The following is a 15,326-nucleotide window of genomic DNA, read 5'->3' as shown; positions in this document are numbered from 1 at the left end:
CCGACAATATGATATGCAAAGCCAGAAGGAATAAAGCGAAGATCAATGTGTTGAAATAATTTACAGTCTTCAATGTCAAACCTTATTCCAGTTTAAGATACATTACTGCAGTTCAAATCTAACCGGCACCCTGACCCGGGTATCTACCGACTGCTCCCCCCTGCGTCCTGGTTCAAAAACCCAGTCCCGGACAGCATCTTTGGCTGCCCGGTCCAGAATGGAGTAACCGCTGGATTCAGCCACTTCCATTTCCTCCACCCGTCCCCGGCTGTTGACCAGGACCTCCAGGATTACCTTTCCCTGCTGGTTCCTCTGCCTGGCCCGGCGCGGATACTCTGGAGGCGTATTTTCCCGGTACAGGGGACGGGCCATTTGCAGTTCTTCATCTTCCCGGCCTGCCTCGGATATGTATTCATCTAAGGCTTCATGGGCCTCGAGAGCTGCCTGGCTTATCATTCTGGGAGCACCGGCCGGCTCCTGGGGAACCGGGCTGGCATTTAGAGCGGAAGTTCTGTCTTCAGGTTTTTGTACGTCTGCTTCCCGGGTCTTTTCCTCCTGCTCAGGCCCGGATTCAGCCTCATGAGCAGCCTCTGCCTCCTGCAATGCCTGAGCCTGCTTTACACGGGTCTCTTCCTCAGGCTGCTTTTTTTCCGGCTCAGGCTGCCGGGGCAGTTCTTCCTCCACCGGCTCCTGGGGGGGCTTTTTTTCAGTCTCTGATTCCTCTGGATCTTCTGACTCATCTGGCTCTTCTGGCAGTTCAAACTCATGGTCAGAGACTTCTTCTGTCTGCCCTTGTTCATGAGGCGTATAGTGCTCCAGGCTGACTGAAATACGCTTTGGTTCATCCGCGTCCCGGCCGGCTCTTTGCTTCATCTGAAAGTCTCCAGTCAACAAAAGCAGGCCATGGGCAAATAATGCCAGAAGGACTGCCACGGCAAGTCTTTTCATGGCTGTGAGGCTTCCTCCGCCTGCAGGGAGATATTGGCAATGCCTGCTTCCTTGATGCGGTCCAGTACAGCAAAAAGCTGCTGATAAACTAAGTCCTGATCCGCCACCAGGGTGACTTCGGGGTCTTTTCCGGCAGCCACCTTGTCCTGCAGCAGACTCGTTAGTTCATCCAGGTTTACGGGTTCCTTATCCAGGTAAATGCTTCTGTCCGCCTGGACCGTAATGGTCAGGCGTACATCAGGATCGATTTCCACGGCTGAAGAAAGAGGCAGATCCACAGGGAGGCTTCGGTGCACGGCCATGGACAGCATGGCATAGATGAATACCACCAGGACCAGGAAAATGATATCAATTAAAGGCAGCATCTCGATACGCGCCTGCTTCAGCAAGGGACGGTTCAGCTTCATCAGACCTGCTCCTGCCTCGCTGCCCCCTGCTGCTGTTTTTCATGCACGATCTCCAGGCTGGTGGCGTATCTTTCCATGATGGCGGCTGCATCCTCAACCCGGCTGCTGAAAAACTTGAACGGGAAAAGGGCCAGGATGGCAATGACCAGCCCCGTGGCTGTGGTGATAAGCGCCTGGGCGATGCCTGCGGTCACTTCCCTTGGCTCTTCTATGCCACCGGTCTGCCCCAGAATATCAAAGGAATGAATAATGCCTATCACTGTACCCAGGATACCCAGAAGGGGAGCCACGGTGATCATGGTATCCAGGACACCGTTGAAACGCTGCATGCGCTTGATCTCCTCCCCGGCGGCCGACTCCATGGCCTTGCCCATGGAAAAGTCCCGGTGCAGGATGCCGCTTACCAGTACCCGGATTACAAAATCTCTGGAACCGGACACCTTCTGTTTGATGGACTCCCAGTCCTCCAGGCGGTAGAGATCCAGGACCTCGTCCACCAGGGCCGGATCACGGCGCACGTGCACCAGGGTCCAGAAAATGACCCTTTCTATGGTCACTGTGAGAGCTATGATGGAGCAGGCCAGCAATGGATACATTACCGGCCCGCCGCTTACAAAGTAATCATACATGGCTGTCAGGCTTTACCCTTCAAGAGTTTGAAATTATTGATCTAAAATTTATACCGTACTCCAACCATGTATTCCTCTTCCGGCTGAGGATAGTAGCTGTACCGATCATCCCACTCATTATAGAAGGCTTCATCTGAGTACGTTTCGCCAAAAAGGTTCTTGGCATGTCCGAAAAACTCCCATTGATTGCGCTTATAAGACAGATATGCATCCCAGGTGTTGTAAGATGACATTTTATCTAACACGTTGTCATAGTCATTTCCATAATATCTTTCGCCTACATAATTGCTCTGAAGCCCGAACAGTATTCCGTTAAACCTTCCAAGTTCAACACCTGCATGTCCTTTCCATTCAGGAACTAAAGGAATGGTATTGCCATCATGATCGCCTGAGGTGATTTTTGCATCAATATATCCCACAGAGGCAAAAAGTCTCACTTTGTCCATGACTTTGTAGGTTATATCCAGATCGCCCCCCTTATGCTCAGTTTCGTTAAGATTAATATTCATTTCTTTTATATTGTCGTAAACTATCTCATCATCAACAGTGAAATAAAATCCTCGCAGATCTAATTGAAGCACATTCCGAAAATCCCAGCCTACTCCTGCTTCATAGCCCTGCTGTGTTTCGTGCTCCAGATCCATATTAACATCCCCGGTGGATAGAATCATGTATTCATCAACCAGGGGATAGCGGAAGGCCTGGTATGCCCGGGCATAGATCTTGGAGTGCTCCCAGAAGGAATAGGCCAGGCCGGCATTCCAGGCCCATTCTGGATCGCCTGTTGTTTCCCTGCTGAGTCCTTTCTTCTTGAGCCTGTAGTCAGTATCCTGATACCTGGCTCCAAGGTTCAGCACCAGATTATCAAGCAGCTCCAGTTCATTTTGCAGATAACCGCTCCAGCTTCTCTGAACATGATCGAACTCATTACCCATATCGACAAAGTCTGCGTCATATTCTGTGCGATAAAAATCAAGCCCCAGTGTAAGCCTGTTGTCCATTTTTCCCAACGGTCTGTCCAGAATATACTTGGGAGTAAAACCCCAGGTATTGATATCGAATTCAGAATACAGCCCATCCATAGTTCTTTCTCGATCCTGCTGGTGATAGGTGAACTGCATATCCAGAATTCCGTATTCAGATACATCCGATTCCAGGCCGAAAGACAGGGCAAGATCCTGGTCGTTTGTTTTGTCGTCTTCTCTAAAAATCCCCCAAGCCGGATCATCAGGCTGTGCCTGTTTTCGGTCATCACGTTTTTGTTGCCTGGTCAGGGCTCCAGGAATCTCATACTCTGCTTTGTTGGCATCTACTTCGCCGTAAATTCTTAAAGCATCTGTCGGATCAGCCTCCAGCCTTGTGAACAGGCCATAATTCTCCACCTCGGAGCGGTCCCGGTAGCCGTCGCTCTGATAGTGATTCACCCCAACCACCATGCCGAATCTGTCTCGACCCATGTTCACTGCAGCCCGGGTCCCGAAGGTGTCAAAGCTGCCCACGCTTGCTTCCACATCCCCTTGGACTCCCTCTTCCGGCCTTCTGGTAATAATATTGATCACACCACCCATGGCGTTGTCCCCGTAAAGCACTGCGTTGCCCCCGTGCATGACCTCGATACGCTCCACCATGTCCAGGGAAATGGTGCTCCAGCGAACATTGCTCAGGTCAACGGGATTGAGCCTGCGGCCGTTGATGAGTACTGCTGTGCGGTGTTGCGACCCTTCGCCGAATCCGCCCATGTCCAGGGTCTGATTCATACGGTTGCCATCCATGTCCCGGACATGGACTCCTCCCAGATTACGCAAAACTTCCGGCACGTTATGCGCCCCGCTTTTTTCAATATCCTCCCGGTCAATGATGGTCACCTTGGCCGGCACCTTTTCCGTTTCCCGCTCGAACCTGGTAGCGGTAACCACCACTTCATCCATCATGACCTCTTCTGCCTGGGCCGGTTCCTCCTGGGCCCAGGCTGCAGTGGTCCCGGCCAGAAACACGCCCATCATCAGGAAAACAAGAGCCTTTTTCATACCTTTCCTCCTTTTGCGGTTTTTGGACCGGGCACCACATCAAAAAAAGACCCCCGGATCGATACTGATACCGATCCGGGGGTCCCTGATTTTCCCCACAGAATCTTATTTGCATTACCCCGGTCCTCGAGGGTTGCACAACTCACCCAGGCAGGTCTTCTGACTCTCGGATCATTCTAATAGGCGCGCCTTCCCAACCCCCGCACTTACTTTTCTATCATGCAGATTTAGCTTAAGAAAAAGTAAGTGCGGGAAGAAAGTGGCATAATGCGCTGTTCGTCCCCGATTACAGCGGCGGGTCCGTTCCCGACTTGCACGGGATTCCCTTTCAAGCCCTTGCGGGCACCTGAGTAATTTTAAAAAGCCAAAAAGAACACAGATTCAGCAACCAGTCTGAATCAATTGAAAAAATCTTTATACAAAAGAAAATGCAAAGTCAAGCTGACAGCTTGTCCCTTTGTTTATCAGATTGAGTGGGCAAAAATCAAAAGTTCTCATGTTCAAACAATCAATCTGGATCTTTCAGTGAGTCCAGGGGAATCAGGAGTCTCAACAGGTTGAAGGAAGCTGCGAATGCTCGAACAATTTGACTGTGTTGAAGGAATAGTATCAGCTTGACTTTTATCAAAAGCATCGTTTAATTTATTGAAATTATGTTATCAATCATAAACTGTTACATTAGATGTTGCCTGATTGTTTCAGGGCTGCTGTTCCTGGGCCTGCAGGTTTCACCCGCCAGCCAGGCTCTTGCCCATCCGCATGTCTTCCTGGAAACGGAAATAGAAATCGAGTTCAATGAGCAGGGACTAAAGGGAGTATGGCAGGAGTGGACATTCGACGAGTACCAGAGTTCCTGGATAATCAATCAGTACAATATTGATCAGGAAGGAGAGATAAGCAGTCAGGAACTGGATCGCCTTTACCGGGAAACCTTTGAAAACCTCAAGCATTACGACTTTTTTACCTTGTTAATGTTGGGGGATGAAAAGATTCCGGCTACGAAAATCGAGGATTTTTCCGTAAAAGTTCAGGACGGGCTTGCAATATACTCTTTTTTTGTACCTTTTGACATCGAAATAAACCAGAAAAAGCAGGAACTTTTTATTCTGGTTTACGATGAAAGCTATTTCTGTCAGGTATTTTTCCCGCCCGATGACATCGGCTTCAAGGGCGATCTGTCCTCCTGGGAAATCGACTACTCCACCCAGAAAAAGTCATCCCTGACATTTTATTTTGGAATGATAACCCCTGAAGCAATCAAGTTGAGTATATCTCCCCTATGACCTCCCGAATATTTACATTACTTCTTTTAAGCCTGATACTTTTTTCGCCCTGGACATCCTTTGCCCAGAGTCCTTTTCAGGCTCCCCCGGAAAAACCCGAAGAAAAAAAGGAACAAGGTTTTCAACCAGGAGACCTTGTTCCGGACTGGGTAAAAGAAAAGGGGCAGGCAAGCATGGCCAGAATAATGGCCTGGCAGCATCAAATACGCCAGAATGCCGGGGGTTATGCCCGGCAGATCCGTGAAGATCCCTGGGGCAGTGCCTTCTGGTCCTACCTGGGACTGGCATTTGCCTATGGAGTGGTCCACGCTCTTGGCCCGGGACACGGCAAGGCCTTTGTGGGTACTTATTTTTTAAGCCGCAAGGCCTCGATAAAACAGGGGCTCATGGTGGGCAGCGTTATGAGTTTTCTGCATGTACTTTCAGCCATTATCCTGGTAATGGGGGTGTATTTCATCTTCAAGACCGGGGGCATGGGACCGCTGGATCAGGCCGAGGCCCGCATGCAAAAGATAAGTGCGGGGCTTATTTTTCTGGTGGGTCTTTTTCTGGCCTGGAAATCCGGCCGGGCCATGCTGCACGGAAATGCCGGTGAATGCGGATGCTGCTCTACCCGGGCGGACAACAAAAGCCTGCTTTCCCTGGCCCTTGCCGTGGGCCTGGTGCCCTGTCCCGGTGCTGCACTGATACTTTTCTTCTCCATCACCCTGGATATTATGTTCGCCGGCCTGGTGGCCATGGTTTTTCTGGCGGCGGGCCTGACCCTGGTCACAGCCTCCTTTGCCCTGGCCGCCCTGTTCGCCCGCAATCTGCTGGCCAAAGCAACTACGGCCGGAAGCATTATCAGCCCCAGGCTCTATCATCTGCCGGCCATGATTGGGGCTGTTCTCATCTCCCTTCTGGGCATTGCCCTTTATTTTAATCCAATACTGTAAAAAGTATTCCTTGACACCAAGATTTTAATTAGGTACATGCGCAGATACTAAATAGATCGGATAAAGGATCAGTTATGGCCAACCCCCAGGAACTTGCAGATATGTTCAAAGTGCTGGCAACACCTGCCAGAGTGCGTATTTTGCAGCTACTTAAAAATGAATGTCTGTGCGTTAATGCGCTGGCCAGGGAGCTGGAAATCACTCCCGCCAGTGTATCACAGCACTTGCGGGTCCTGCGGGACAGCGGGCTGGTACGGGGGAGAAAACACGGTTATTATGTGCACTATGAGGTAGACATGGAAAACCTGCACAGGTGGAAAACATCGGCACAACTGTTTTTAACCGCCCCACTGGATAGAATGCCTGAGCTGAAGAGTAAAATTTCAAACCAGAAATAATAAGGAGGTAAGTCATGGGATGTGATTGTCAGAAATGCGAGTTTCCGCAAAAACTTAAAGACAGGCCGGAAGACTGCACCCCTGAGCAGATCAGGGAGTGTCACGGAGAGTCCAAAGAACAAGAGACAACCGACAAAAACCAGGATAGCTGAACAGCAGACTTGAGGCCGGGTCAGCCTGCATGGCCCGGCCTTATTTTATTGTTCGAAGAAATTACCAGTTCGGTTAAATGACCTTATTGCAGGTGCTGGAATATTTTGTTTTAAGGTGCGTTCTGGCATCGGTTAAGATTGTGGTCTGTTGACTTGGCACAGTTTATGTGCTAAGTTGTTGTTTAAGGAGGTCGCCATGGCAAATATCACTCTTAAGGTCGAGGATGAACTTTTGAAAAAGGCTCGCAGTCTGGCTGGACGTAAAAATACTTCTCTTAATGCGGTTGTTAGAAAAATGCTCCGTGATTTTGTGAATTCTGATGCCAAAGTTCAGGAAGCAATCGACAGTCTGGACGATTTCTACCGAAAGTGCGATGCTGCCATAGGTACTGGATCATGGACCAGGGATGAACTACATGAAAGATAAGACATTCCTGGATACAAATATTTTTGTATACGCCATTGACTCGTCTGGCAGAGAAAAAGCCAAGAGCCAAAAGGCCAGAAAGGTTATAAATGAGTATGTGGCCAACATGAACGGGGTCATCAGTACCCAGGTGATGCAGGAGTTTTTTGTTGTTGCCACATGCAAGATCACTAAAAAACTTTCAGTGGACCAGGCTCTGGAGTATATGCGCTGTATTTCAGTTTTAGAGATTGTATATCCTGATGAAAATATGGTTTTTGCAGCGGCACGAAAAGTAAAAAAGTATCAGATGTCATTCTGGGATGCCATGATTATCCAGTCAGCCCAGGTATCAGGCTGCTATTTCCTTCTTTCTGAAGATCTTCAGCATGGCTCGGAAGTCGGCGGCGTAAAAATCATCAATCCATTTGCTTAACGTTCAAACAAAAGCGAAAAACCAAGGACTTTTAACTCCCGGGTTAAGATGAGGTCTTTGGAAAGTGCGGTTTTTGCTGCTTCCTGGGCGATGTGAGTGTTGTTGCAGTTAGACTTGCTCCTGAAACCCTGTCATAAAAAACAATAACCACGCGAGGAGCGTGGCAGGACGCGTGGCAGGCCAGCAAAACGCGTGATTGAAAACAGCCTGTTATGGCATTTTTTCTCGAGATATGAATAAGGTAACCATTCAGGGGGACCTCGGTGTTGGCTGATGGCACAAGGCCAGGGGACTGTCCCCGCTAAGTGATGATTATGATGCATCACAAAATTTCGCGTCTGTACTTTTCCGTTGTGCAGTAAAAGTGTCGCGGGGACTGTCCCCTTGGCCGGTATCTGCCCCCTGAATGGTTACTGAATAAGTTGTGCAGGTCCGCCCCTGGAAAGCTAGCGGCCCTGAATTTTGATTATGAAGAGGTGAACGGCTTGACTGCGAAAAAAAGAAAAGCTCCATCATGGACAGACATAAAAGCGGTGCTGGTAAATATGGACCAGAAGCAGTTGCTCAAACTGGTTGCAGATCTTTATAAGTTTTCGGATGAAAATAAAACATTTTTGCACACCAGGCTCAGTGTTGGTGAAGATCAGCTTGGACCATACAAGAAAATAATTGATGAATGTCTTTCTCCTGATGTTTTCAGTAACAAGCCTATTCAGGTAGCAAAAGCCAAAAAAGCCATCAGCAGCTATTCCAAGGCCCTGGGAGACGACCTGGGCCAGGCGGAATTAATGGTCTACTTTGTAGAGTGTGGAAACAAATTTACTTTGGCTTTTGGGGATCTGTATCAGGAATACTATGACGCCCTGAACCGGATGTATAAACGAGCAATCGATAAAGTCCTTGCGCTTCCTGATGAACAGCAAAATGAGTTCAGGCAAAGACTAAAAGCGATCATGACTTCCTCTTCCAATATAGGATGGGGATATCATGATACTCTTGCTGACGATTATTACAGTGCCTTTGATGATGATGAATAAGCAGACTGAGCCTCAACAACGAGATATGTCTTGCATTACTTGACCGGTAACTGACTTTTTATGGCAACGAACGAGGGGATCCACCACATATCCAGGGTTCCATGGCCTATCCAACATTTGGCGCTGCCAAAGGAGAGATGTAGCGCGTTATGGGGTTATTATTCGAATGGGATTCAAAGAAGGCGCGATTGAACCTCAAAAGGCACGGCGTGTCTTTTGACGAAGCAAGCACGGCATTCCACGACCCTTTATCACAGACAGTTGAAGATCCCTTGCATCCTGGAAACGAGGAACGCTTTGTCCTGATTGGGCGATCAATTCAAGGGCGGCTCCTGGTTATCGTCCATATGGACAGGGGGGAGCGAATACAAATCATCAGCGCCAGATTGGCTACAAACAACGAGAGGGTAAGGTATGAAGAGAATGAATAACGATCCGGATATGCTGGAGGAATACGATTTCTCTGGTGGAGTGCAGGGAAAATATTCCAAGAGATATGCGCAGGGAACCAACGTCGTAGTTATTGATCCTGATGTGGCTGAGTATTTTCCGGATAATGAATCAGTCAACGAGGCTCTCCGAGGACTGACAGCAATCATAAAAAGGCAGAAGAGGGCCGAAGCAGGGCATGGAGAGCACTCTTAAACTCGCGTACCTCATGCCAGGGTTATGTAACTGAGACACAGAGTAAAGCAGGAGGAAGAGATTTGTTATTCATATCCACCGAGCCGGTGGATATGAATAACAAGCTCCCGCCTGGGGCGGTAGAACCTTTTTCATTACTGCAACTCGCAGGAATGAAATAATGACTTCTCTCTTCTCCCAAGCTCTGCCTGCCCTGAATCAATCAGAAGCAGAGTGGGGTGAGATCCTCTTGGCGACAAAGGACCCTGGCCCAGACCCAAAGCCACAAGTTTTCCCTTGTAACCCCCACCAAAAAATGGTTACTTGGCTGGAATTTGATAAGACGAGGCTTTTTAGACAGGGCTTTTCTGATAATAACCAGGGAGCAGGGTGGATAAGATTCCATTGGTTATAACTGGGATGTTTTTGATCATAGAGAGTTTGTAAATTGAATGGCAATGATTTTAAATGGTTACATATAGATCTATACATTCTTGATGGTAAAAGTTGTCTGTAAGACCCAAAAAATGGGTTTTTTTGAGATGAAATATAATGATAACAGCACGTTGCTGGTCTCAGAGACCTGCACGTTGCTGGTCTCAGAGACCTGAGCAGTATAACAGCACGTTGCTGGTCTCAGAGACCTGGCTCAACCTGGCTCACGAATTAGTTCTTCGTTCCTCGTTCTTCGTTCTTCGCTAACCAGGAGCAGCGGCGAAGCCGCAGAACCAAGAACGATGAACCAGGAACTAAGAACCGCAGCGCTGCCGCCGTACCATGAACTGCGCGAAGAAGACCGAGATAGCCGGGCGTCTGGGGATTTCACGCAGGTCAGTATACAATATTCTCAATTCTCATTGTGATTAACAGACAAACATCTTTACACTTCGCGCTTGACGCAATATGTAAAGATGATGTTTACATTTCGCGTTTGACCCGATGTGTAAACTTTTTCCAATATCTGCAACAAAGGCCTTGGCTGCCCATGCTGGACATGAAGCGCTTCTCCCTGCCGGAACTCATCACTCATGTTCAATGAGGCTTTCCCTGCTTCCTGGGCGATTTGGACACTGTTGACAGTAAGTTAAGATTTTTTTCTAACTGCACGTGTAATTTAAAAAATTGACTTTTTTTTAAATTGCGCATACTGATTGCGCATGAAACGTGATCTCACAGGAACATACTATTCCACAGCAGCAGGTGGAGAAAAGGTCCGCGCCTTTATTCCAGACCCGCTGCCGCCGCTTCCTCCTTTGTCCATGGATGGCGAGACCCTCAATCTTATGGCGGACGCAGCCCTTGCTCTGGGACGTTTGAGCAACCTGCGCCTTGCCCCGGATTACAATCTCTTCCTGTACCAGTATGTGCGTAAGGAAGCAGTCCTTTCTTCGAAGATCGAAGGTACGCAATCCACCCTGGTCGACCTTTTGGCTCATGAGGATGATGATATTCCAGGCGTCCCTCTGGATGACGTGCTGGAGGTCAGCAATTATGTCAAGGCTGTGGAGTACGGGAAGAAAAGGTTGCTGGAAGACCGGTTTCCTGTATCATCTCGGCTTATCAAGGAAATCCATGCTGTTTTGTTGACCGGGGGGCGCGGCAGCGACAAGACGCCGGGTGAGTTCAAGCGTACTCAGAACTGGATTGGGGGGACACGCCCCGGCAACGCCGCATTCGTCCCGACTCCCCCGCACGAAATCCAGAGATGCATGGGTGAGCTGGACAAGTTCATTCACGACCGGGGCCATGGCTTGCACACACTGGTTACAGCCGGATTGGCCCATGTACAATTCGAGACCATCCATCCTTTTCTAGACGGCAACGGGCGAATCGGCCGGATGCTGGTACCGCTTCTGCTCATGCAGGAGGGTATTCTTGATGAACCCTGTCTTTATCTCAGCCTGTATTTGAAAAGGTTTCGAGAGGAATACTATGCCCGCCTGCAGGCAGTGCGCATGCAGGGCGACTGGGAAGGCTGGATGAAGTTTTTTCTTCAAGGCGTAATTGCCTCGGCTCGTGATGCTGTGTCGGCGGCAGAACGGATCATGGCGATTTATCATGAAGATCGCGGCCATATCCTTGACCAGGGAAAATCAACAAAGGCGGTCATGCGCGTGCATGAATGCATTCTCCAGCGCCAGGCGGCCAATCCCAAAAAAATTGCCGCACTTTCCGGATTGTCCCAGCCCTCGGTCATGACAGCCCTGCGCGTGCTGGAATCATTGGCTATTGTGAAGGAATCAACCGGGCGTCAGAGAAACACCCGTTATCATTATATTCGAACCTGCAAAATCCTGAATGATGAAATCGGGATGTTTTAATGATTACTAAATAGTTCTAGATATTTACCAGCCGTAATATCCCGGTCAAACTTCTCCAGAACTTTTAATATGGCTGTTTTGGCCATATTCGAACGCTGATCCGGATGATCAAGTATTCCAGCTACTGTCCGGGCCAGGACCTCCGGATCTCCCAGTCGGACCAGAATGCCGGTCTGGTTATGGATAACCGTGTCATGAACAGCCGGGATATCTGATGCAATTACCGGACATCCGCAGCCCATGGCCTCCACAATGACCAGGCCCAGGCCTTCCTGGTCGCCGCTTTTTGCCCTGATAATGTGAAGATGATCGTCGTTCTTTTCTGCGGCCAATGACATAAACTCCATTGCCCAGATTTTTGGATGACTGGCCTGCAGTGGATCGTCTTTGTCGGCCGGTTCGTCCCGGCCAAGGGGCTGGACTTGCTCCTGGAAGCCTTCCGGCAGATCACGGGCAAGACCGCGGCGCACCTGGTCCTGCTGGGCGAAGGCCCGCTCAGGCCGAGGCTGGAATCCATGACCCGGGAGCTGGGGCTGGCCGGGCGGGTGCATTTTTCCGGGTTCCAGGAGAACCCCCTGCCCTGGATGCGCGAGGCAACGCTGCTGGCCCTGCCTTCCCGGCATGAAGGGCTGCCCACTGTACTCATCGAGGCCCTGGCCTGCGGCACCCAGATCGTGGCCACGGACTGCCCCGGCTGCTCGGCGGAGATCCTGGAAGGCGTCAAACACGGCCAACTCGTACCGGTGGACAACCCCACAGCCCTGGCCCAGGCCATGCTGCGCACCCTCAACGGTACTTTTCATGTGCCCCCCAAAATGCCCAAGGCCTGGGCCGAGGATTTCATCGTTGAAAATGCCGCAAAGCAGTATATGGACACCCTACTTGGCAAAATATAACCCCCATCATCTTTGAGGTAAATCTTATCAATGCCACAACCCGATTTTTGGGCTGGCCTGCCCAATGTCCTCATCAAGGCCAAGGACTTCACCGTGGATAGGGCAGCCAGTTTCTATATGGAAGTTTCGATCGGCATCATCTTTACACTTCGCGCTTGACGCGATATGTGAAGATAATGTTTACATTTTGCGCTTGATGCGAAGTGTGAAGGAATTCATCAATCATGTTCAATAAGGCTATCTCTGTCCATTTGGCGATGTGGATGCCTTTGCCGAAAGGATTAACACCCTGGCCGAAACCCACAGTTGCGAAGCGAGGGAAATAGGCGAATACAACCGGGACAAAGTGGAGCAGATGTTTACCCTGGAGCGGATGGTCCGGGAATATGAGGATTTGTTCCAGCAGGTACTGGAAAAGAAAAGACAAGGGTGAAACAGGAAAATCATCTTCACTCTTCGCGCTTGACGCAATGTGTAAAAAATGATTGCAAAAAAATACTTTTTCCTATTTGGCTTGCGGGCACGGCCCGCATTAAAAATACCAATGGGTTACATATTTTTTTGTCATGTTTTTGCATGTATAAACTTGACAGAAGTTTTCCTTGGTCGTAGGTGAATTATATGAGCATACAGCAGTCAATCCAGAAAAAAATTGACAGGGTTGCGCCAGGAAAAATCATTACCTACAGGAACTTGTCGGACTTGCATGATGCCTGTCCCAGCGCGGTTGCCAAGGGCATGGAACGCCTGGTGCGGAAAGGGGTGTTGGTTCGGCAAAGGCCTGGGGTCTTTTACAAGCCCGAACATGGGCGGTTTGGGCCGTTAGCCTTGCAAGAGTCGGAAATACTCAGGCAGTTCATGTTTGAAGACGGCCGCTTGACAGGGTATCTTTCCGGTCCGGACGCTTTTCGCGCCCTGGGGATAACCACGCAGGTCGCCAATACCGTCACCATCGCCACTCCCAGAAATCGCAGGGGGGTCGAACTGGAAGGTTTGTCCATTCGTTTTATCCAGAGCAGAGTAAAGACCATACAGCAAGGCGATATCCCCAAGCTGCAGCTCCTGGATGCCATGAGCCGGATAAGGAAGGTGCCGGATGTGGATATTGATGAAGCGGTGAAAAAGATGATCGCAATCCTGGCTGACTATTCTGACAAGGATAGGGAGCGTGTTTTTCTGTTGGCGAAAAAGTATGGGCCTCGGGTAAAAGCCCTGTTGGGTGCCATATTGCAAGATATTGGAAGGGACGACCTGGCAATGCAGCTGAAGTCACGCCTGAATCCCTCCACTGCATACAAGATCGGGGTCAGCGCTGATGTGCTGCCGAACAAGGCAGAGTGGTCCATATCATGAGACTGCATGAGGACAAGGACCTGTTTGTCGATGTGGTCAGGGCCAGCGCCTGGAAGTATGCCATGCGTGCAGTGTATATCGAAAAAGACTACTGGGCAACGTATGCCTTGAAAAATGTATTTACATCACCGGTCAAGGAGAGTGTTGTCTTCAAGGGCGGAACATCCTTGTCAAAGGTATATGGGATTATCGACAGGTTTTCTGAAGATGTGGATCTGGCGCTTGTAACCATTCAGGGGGCAGATACCGGCCATGGGGACAGTCCCGCACTTATTTTTTGAAGAACCATTTTCAGCTGTCGGCGTTGGAAAAATAAGTGCGGGACAGTCCCCGGGCCTGGTGCCAGTAATCACTACCGAGGATCCCGTGAATGGTTACGTTTTATCGGTGCACCATGAAGGCAAGCAGAACAAAATCATCATACTGGCCTTGCTGGCTGTATTGCTGGCTGGGAACCTCTTTTTTATATTCAAGGGCCTGCCTTTTGACCTGGAGTGGCTCCAGGCCAATCAAAAAACCATAGAAGCTCTCAGCAGCGAATACTTTCTGGCTTCCATTCTGCTATTTGTGCTCCTGCGCTTTGTTTTTGCCGTGGTGTCCATACCTGGAACCGGAGTGCTGACGATTGCCGGAGGAGCTGTTTTCGGCGTATGGCTGGGATCCCTGCTTGCAGCCCTTGCAGTGGGGTGCGGGGTGACAGTGGTTTTCTTGATGAGCCGATATGCCCTCAAAGATTATGTCCGCAGTAGATTTGAAAGTTATACCGGATACATAGAAAAGGGCATGCAGGAATACGGTACTGGTTTTCTTTTTATGCTCAGAATCATCGAAGTGGCACCCTCTTTTGTAATAAATTCTGTTTTTGCCTTCACTGATATGAGGGTCAAGACCTTCTTCCTGGTCAGCCTGGCTGGATTTCTGCCCGGTATATTTATTTTCGCCAATGCCGGCAGCCGTCTTGCACAGATTGACGCAATGTCGTGTTTAATGAGCACCGGAGTTATGCTTTCCCTGGCTGTAACCATTCAGGGGGTACTCGGTGGTGACTAATGGCACAAGGCAAGGGGGACTGTCCCCCGCTAAGTAATGATTGTGCAGCTTCACAAAATTTTGCGTCTGTAATTTGTGTATTTGTGCAGGACAAGTGTCGCGGGGACTGTCCCCCTGGCCGGTACCTGCCCCCCTGAATGGTTACCCTGGCTGCAGTGGGTATATTTCCTCTTTTGTGCCAGCTTTTCTGCAAAAAGTGTAAATCCCTTCCGGTAAAAAGTTCTTGATGATTTTGGCATGAGCATTGCCTCTCTTGCTGGTGACCATTCAGGGTGCCTTGCGCCAGTATTCACTGCCGGGGCGTATCTGTTTAGCGCTTTTAAGGAAAGCAGGGGACAGGCACTCCGGGACCCACTTGAGCATCATTTTGTGCTTAAAATATCTCATTTTTTGGGACAAGTGGGTCCCGGAAGAGCCAGTCCCC

At 49.6% G+C, this 15,326-nt stretch carries 20 protein-coding genes and 1 riboswitch; of the genes, 15 read left to right on the top strand and 5 right to left on the bottom strand.

Annotation, left to right across the window (positions count from 1 at the left end; genetic code table 11):
- Nucleotides 1-102: 102 nt before the first annotated feature.
- The 4 genes from DTHIO_RS19370 to DTHIO_RS01345 are packed head-to-tail and all read right to left on the bottom strand — an operon-like array spanning nucleotide 103 to nucleotide 4,011.
- On the bottom strand, nucleotides 103-948 hold the full coding sequence (locus tag DTHIO_RS19370; RefSeq protein WP_008868563.1) for an energy transducer TonB: 846 nt from the start codon (nucleotides 946-948) through the stop codon (nucleotides 103-105).
- Nucleotides 945-1,355, bottom strand: a complete 411-nt coding sequence (locus DTHIO_RS01355) for an ExbD/TolR family protein (protein ID WP_008868562.1) — start codon at nucleotides 1,353-1,355, stop codon at nucleotides 945-947. Before DTHIO_RS01355 ends, DTHIO_RS19370 begins: the two co-directional genes overlap by 4 nt.
- On the bottom strand, nucleotides 1,355-1,984 hold the full coding sequence (locus tag DTHIO_RS01350) for a MotA/TolQ/ExbB proton channel family protein (protein WP_008868561.1): 630 nt from the start codon (nucleotides 1,982-1,984) through the stop codon (nucleotides 1,355-1,357). Before DTHIO_RS01350 ends, DTHIO_RS01355 begins: the two co-directional genes overlap by 1 nt.
- A gap of 41 nt (nucleotides 1,985-2,025) precedes the next feature.
- Nucleotides 2,026-4,011, bottom strand: coding sequence for a TonB-dependent receptor (locus tag DTHIO_RS01345; protein ID WP_008868560.1), 1,986 nt, complete (start codon nucleotides 4,009-4,011; stop codon nucleotides 2,026-2,028).
- Nucleotides 4,012-4,143: 132 nt separating this feature from the next.
- Nucleotides 4,144-4,376, bottom strand: a riboswitch (cobalamin riboswitch).
- A gap of 288 nt (nucleotides 4,377-4,664) precedes the next feature.
- On the opposite strand from DTHIO_RS01345, the gene DTHIO_RS01340 reads away from it, so the two are divergent.
- From DTHIO_RS01340 to DTHIO_RS01295, 10 genes are all read left to right on the top strand, one after another.
- On the top strand, nucleotides 4,665-5,294 hold the full coding sequence (locus DTHIO_RS01340) for a DUF1007 family protein (protein WP_008868559.1): 630 nt from the start codon (nucleotides 4,665-4,667) through the stop codon (nucleotides 5,292-5,294).
- Nucleotides 5,291-6,229, top strand: a complete 939-nt coding sequence (locus DTHIO_RS01335) for a nickel/cobalt transporter (RefSeq protein ID WP_008868558.1) — start codon at nucleotides 5,291-5,293, stop codon at nucleotides 6,227-6,229. The genes DTHIO_RS01340 and DTHIO_RS01335 overlap by 4 nt, the downstream gene beginning before the upstream one ends.
- A 74-nt stretch (nucleotides 6,230-6,303) precedes the next feature.
- Nucleotides 6,304-6,627, top strand: a complete 324-nt coding sequence (locus DTHIO_RS01330; RefSeq protein ID WP_008868557.1) for an ArsR/SmtB family transcription factor — start codon at nucleotides 6,304-6,306, stop codon at nucleotides 6,625-6,627.
- 14 nt (nucleotides 6,628-6,641) lie between these two features.
- Complete coding sequence (locus DTHIO_RS21770; RefSeq protein ID WP_008868556.1) at nucleotides 6,642-6,779, top strand: hypothetical protein; 138 nt, start codon at nucleotides 6,642-6,644, stop codon at nucleotides 6,777-6,779.
- 196 nt (nucleotides 6,780-6,975) lie between these two features.
- Entirely contained in the window at nucleotides 6,976-7,206 is a 231-nt protein-coding gene (locus DTHIO_RS01325) for a hypothetical protein (RefSeq protein WP_008868555.1), read from the top strand.
- Nucleotides 7,196-7,621, top strand: a complete 426-nt coding sequence (locus tag DTHIO_RS01320) for a PIN domain-containing protein (protein WP_008868554.1) — start codon at nucleotides 7,196-7,198, stop codon at nucleotides 7,619-7,621. Before DTHIO_RS01325 ends, DTHIO_RS01320 begins: the two co-directional genes overlap by 11 nt.
- A gap of 545 nt (nucleotides 7,622-8,166) precedes the next feature.
- Complete coding sequence (locus DTHIO_RS01315) at nucleotides 8,167-8,658, top strand: hypothetical protein (protein WP_008868553.1); 492 nt, start codon at nucleotides 8,167-8,169, stop codon at nucleotides 8,656-8,658.
- 149 nt (nucleotides 8,659-8,807) lie between these two features.
- Nucleotides 8,808-9,089, top strand: coding sequence for a BrnT family toxin (locus tag DTHIO_RS22840; RefSeq protein WP_008868552.1), 282 nt, complete (start codon nucleotides 8,808-8,810; stop codon nucleotides 9,087-9,089).
- Complete coding sequence (locus DTHIO_RS01305; RefSeq protein ID WP_008868551.1) at nucleotides 9,073-9,303, top strand: hypothetical protein; 231 nt, start codon at nucleotides 9,073-9,075, stop codon at nucleotides 9,301-9,303. The genes DTHIO_RS22840 and DTHIO_RS01305 overlap by 17 nt, the downstream gene beginning before the upstream one ends.
- A 1,136-nt stretch (nucleotides 9,304-10,439) precedes the next feature.
- Nucleotides 10,440-11,603, top strand: a complete 1,164-nt coding sequence (locus tag DTHIO_RS01295; protein ID WP_008868550.1) for a Fic family protein — start codon at nucleotides 10,440-10,442, stop codon at nucleotides 11,601-11,603.
- On the opposite strand, the gene DTHIO_RS01290 is transcribed toward DTHIO_RS01295, so the two are convergent.
- Nucleotides 11,600-11,941 carry a glycosyltransferase gene (locus tag DTHIO_RS01290; protein ID WP_208596357.1) on the bottom strand — a complete coding sequence of 114 codons (342 nt, stop codon included), beginning with the start codon at nucleotides 11,939-11,941 and terminating at the stop codon, nucleotides 11,600-11,602. The two genes, DTHIO_RS01295 and DTHIO_RS01290, sit on opposite strands and share 4 nt — an antisense overlap.
- Before the next feature lie 24 nt (nucleotides 11,942-11,965).
- Here DTHIO_RS01290 and DTHIO_RS01285 point away from each other — a divergent pair, with 24 nt between their 5' ends.
- From DTHIO_RS01285 to DTHIO_RS01270, 5 genes are all read left to right on the top strand, one after another.
- A complete protein-coding gene (locus DTHIO_RS01285) occupies nucleotides 11,966-12,499 on the top strand; it encodes a glycosyltransferase (RefSeq protein WP_083803899.1) in 534 nt (177 codons plus the stop codon).
- A gap of 259 nt (nucleotides 12,500-12,758) precedes the next feature.
- Nucleotides 12,759-12,932: a glycosyltransferase family 1 protein gene (locus tag DTHIO_RS20905; RefSeq protein WP_008868548.1), complete on the top strand. Its 174-nt coding sequence runs from the start codon at nucleotides 12,759-12,761 to the stop codon at nucleotides 12,930-12,932.
- Nucleotides 12,933-13,120: 188 nt separating this feature from the next.
- The gene (locus tag DTHIO_RS01280) at nucleotides 13,121-13,852 is read left to right on the top strand and encodes a type IV toxin-antitoxin system AbiEi family antitoxin domain-containing protein (protein ID WP_008868547.1); all 732 of its coding nucleotides are present in this window, start codon (nucleotides 13,121-13,123) and stop codon (nucleotides 13,850-13,852) included.
- Nucleotides 13,849-14,133, top strand: a complete 285-nt coding sequence (locus DTHIO_RS01275) for a nucleotidyl transferase AbiEii/AbiGii toxin family protein (RefSeq protein ID WP_008868546.1) — start codon at nucleotides 13,849-13,851, stop codon at nucleotides 14,131-14,133. Before DTHIO_RS01280 ends, DTHIO_RS01275 begins: the two co-directional genes overlap by 4 nt.
- 58 nt (nucleotides 14,134-14,191) lie before the next feature.
- Complete coding sequence (locus tag DTHIO_RS01270; RefSeq protein WP_161598610.1) at nucleotides 14,192-14,902, top strand: TVP38/TMEM64 family protein; 711 nt, start codon at nucleotides 14,192-14,194, stop codon at nucleotides 14,900-14,902.
- The last annotated feature ends 424 nt before the right edge of the window (nucleotides 14,903-15,326 follow it).

This window comes from Desulfonatronospira thiodismutans ASO3-1, assembly GCF_000174435.1.
In the GTDB taxonomy this organism is placed as follows: Bacteria; Desulfobacterota; Desulfovibrionia; order Desulfovibrionales; family Desulfonatronovibrionaceae; genus Desulfonatronospira; species Desulfonatronospira thiodismutans.
This window is presented reverse-complemented; position numbering and strand designations above follow the sequence as displayed.

Coding starts and splice junctions, on each gene's coding strand:
- DTHIO_RS19370 (WP_008868563.1), bottom strand. CDS start 948: ATGAAAAGACTTGCCGTGGCAGTCCTTCTGGCATTATTTGCCCATGGC.
- DTHIO_RS01355 (WP_008868562.1), bottom strand. CDS start 1,355: ATGAAGCTGAACCGTCCCTTGCTGAAGCAGGCGCGTATCGAGATGCTG.
- DTHIO_RS01350 (WP_008868561.1), bottom strand. CDS start 1,984: ATGTATGATTACTTTGTAAGCGGCGGGCCGGTAATGTATCCATTGCTG.
- DTHIO_RS01345 (WP_008868560.1), bottom strand. CDS start 4,011: ATGAAAAAGGCTCTTGTTTTCCTGATGATGGGCGTGTTTCTGGCCGGG.
- DTHIO_RS01340 (WP_008868559.1), top strand. CDS start 4,665: ATGTTATCAATCATAAACTGTTACATTAGATGTTGCCTGATTGTTTCA.
- DTHIO_RS01335 (WP_008868558.1), top strand. CDS start 5,291: ATGACCTCCCGAATATTTACATTACTTCTTTTAAGCCTGATACTTTTT.
- DTHIO_RS01330 (WP_008868557.1), top strand. CDS start 6,304: ATGGCCAACCCCCAGGAACTTGCAGATATGTTCAAAGTGCTGGCAACA.
- DTHIO_RS21770 (WP_008868556.1), top strand. CDS start 6,642: ATGGGATGTGATTGTCAGAAATGCGAGTTTCCGCAAAAACTTAAAGAC.
- DTHIO_RS01325 (WP_008868555.1), top strand. CDS start 6,976: ATGGCAAATATCACTCTTAAGGTCGAGGATGAACTTTTGAAAAAGGCT.
- DTHIO_RS01320 (WP_008868554.1), top strand. CDS start 7,196: ATGAAAGATAAGACATTCCTGGATACAAATATTTTTGTATACGCCATT.
- DTHIO_RS01315 (WP_008868553.1), top strand. CDS start 8,167: ATGGACCAGAAGCAGTTGCTCAAACTGGTTGCAGATCTTTATAAGTTT.
- DTHIO_RS22840 (WP_008868552.1), top strand. CDS start 8,808: ATGGGGTTATTATTCGAATGGGATTCAAAGAAGGCGCGATTGAACCTC.
- DTHIO_RS01305 (WP_008868551.1), top strand. CDS start 9,073: ATGAAGAGAATGAATAACGATCCGGATATGCTGGAGGAATACGATTTC.
- DTHIO_RS01295 (WP_008868550.1), top strand. CDS start 10,440: ATGAAACGTGATCTCACAGGAACATACTATTCCACAGCAGCAGGTGGA.
- DTHIO_RS01290 (WP_208596357.1), bottom strand. CDS start 11,941: ATGTCATTGGCCGCAGAAAAGAACGACGATCATCTTCACATTATCAGG.
- DTHIO_RS01285 (WP_083803899.1), top strand. CDS start 11,966: ATGACTGGCCTGCAGTGGATCGTCTTTGTCGGCCGGTTCGTCCCGGCC.
- DTHIO_RS01280 (WP_008868547.1), top strand. CDS start 13,121: ATGAGCATACAGCAGTCAATCCAGAAAAAAATTGACAGGGTTGCGCCA.
- DTHIO_RS01275 (WP_008868546.1), top strand. CDS start 13,849: ATGAGACTGCATGAGGACAAGGACCTGTTTGTCGATGTGGTCAGGGCC.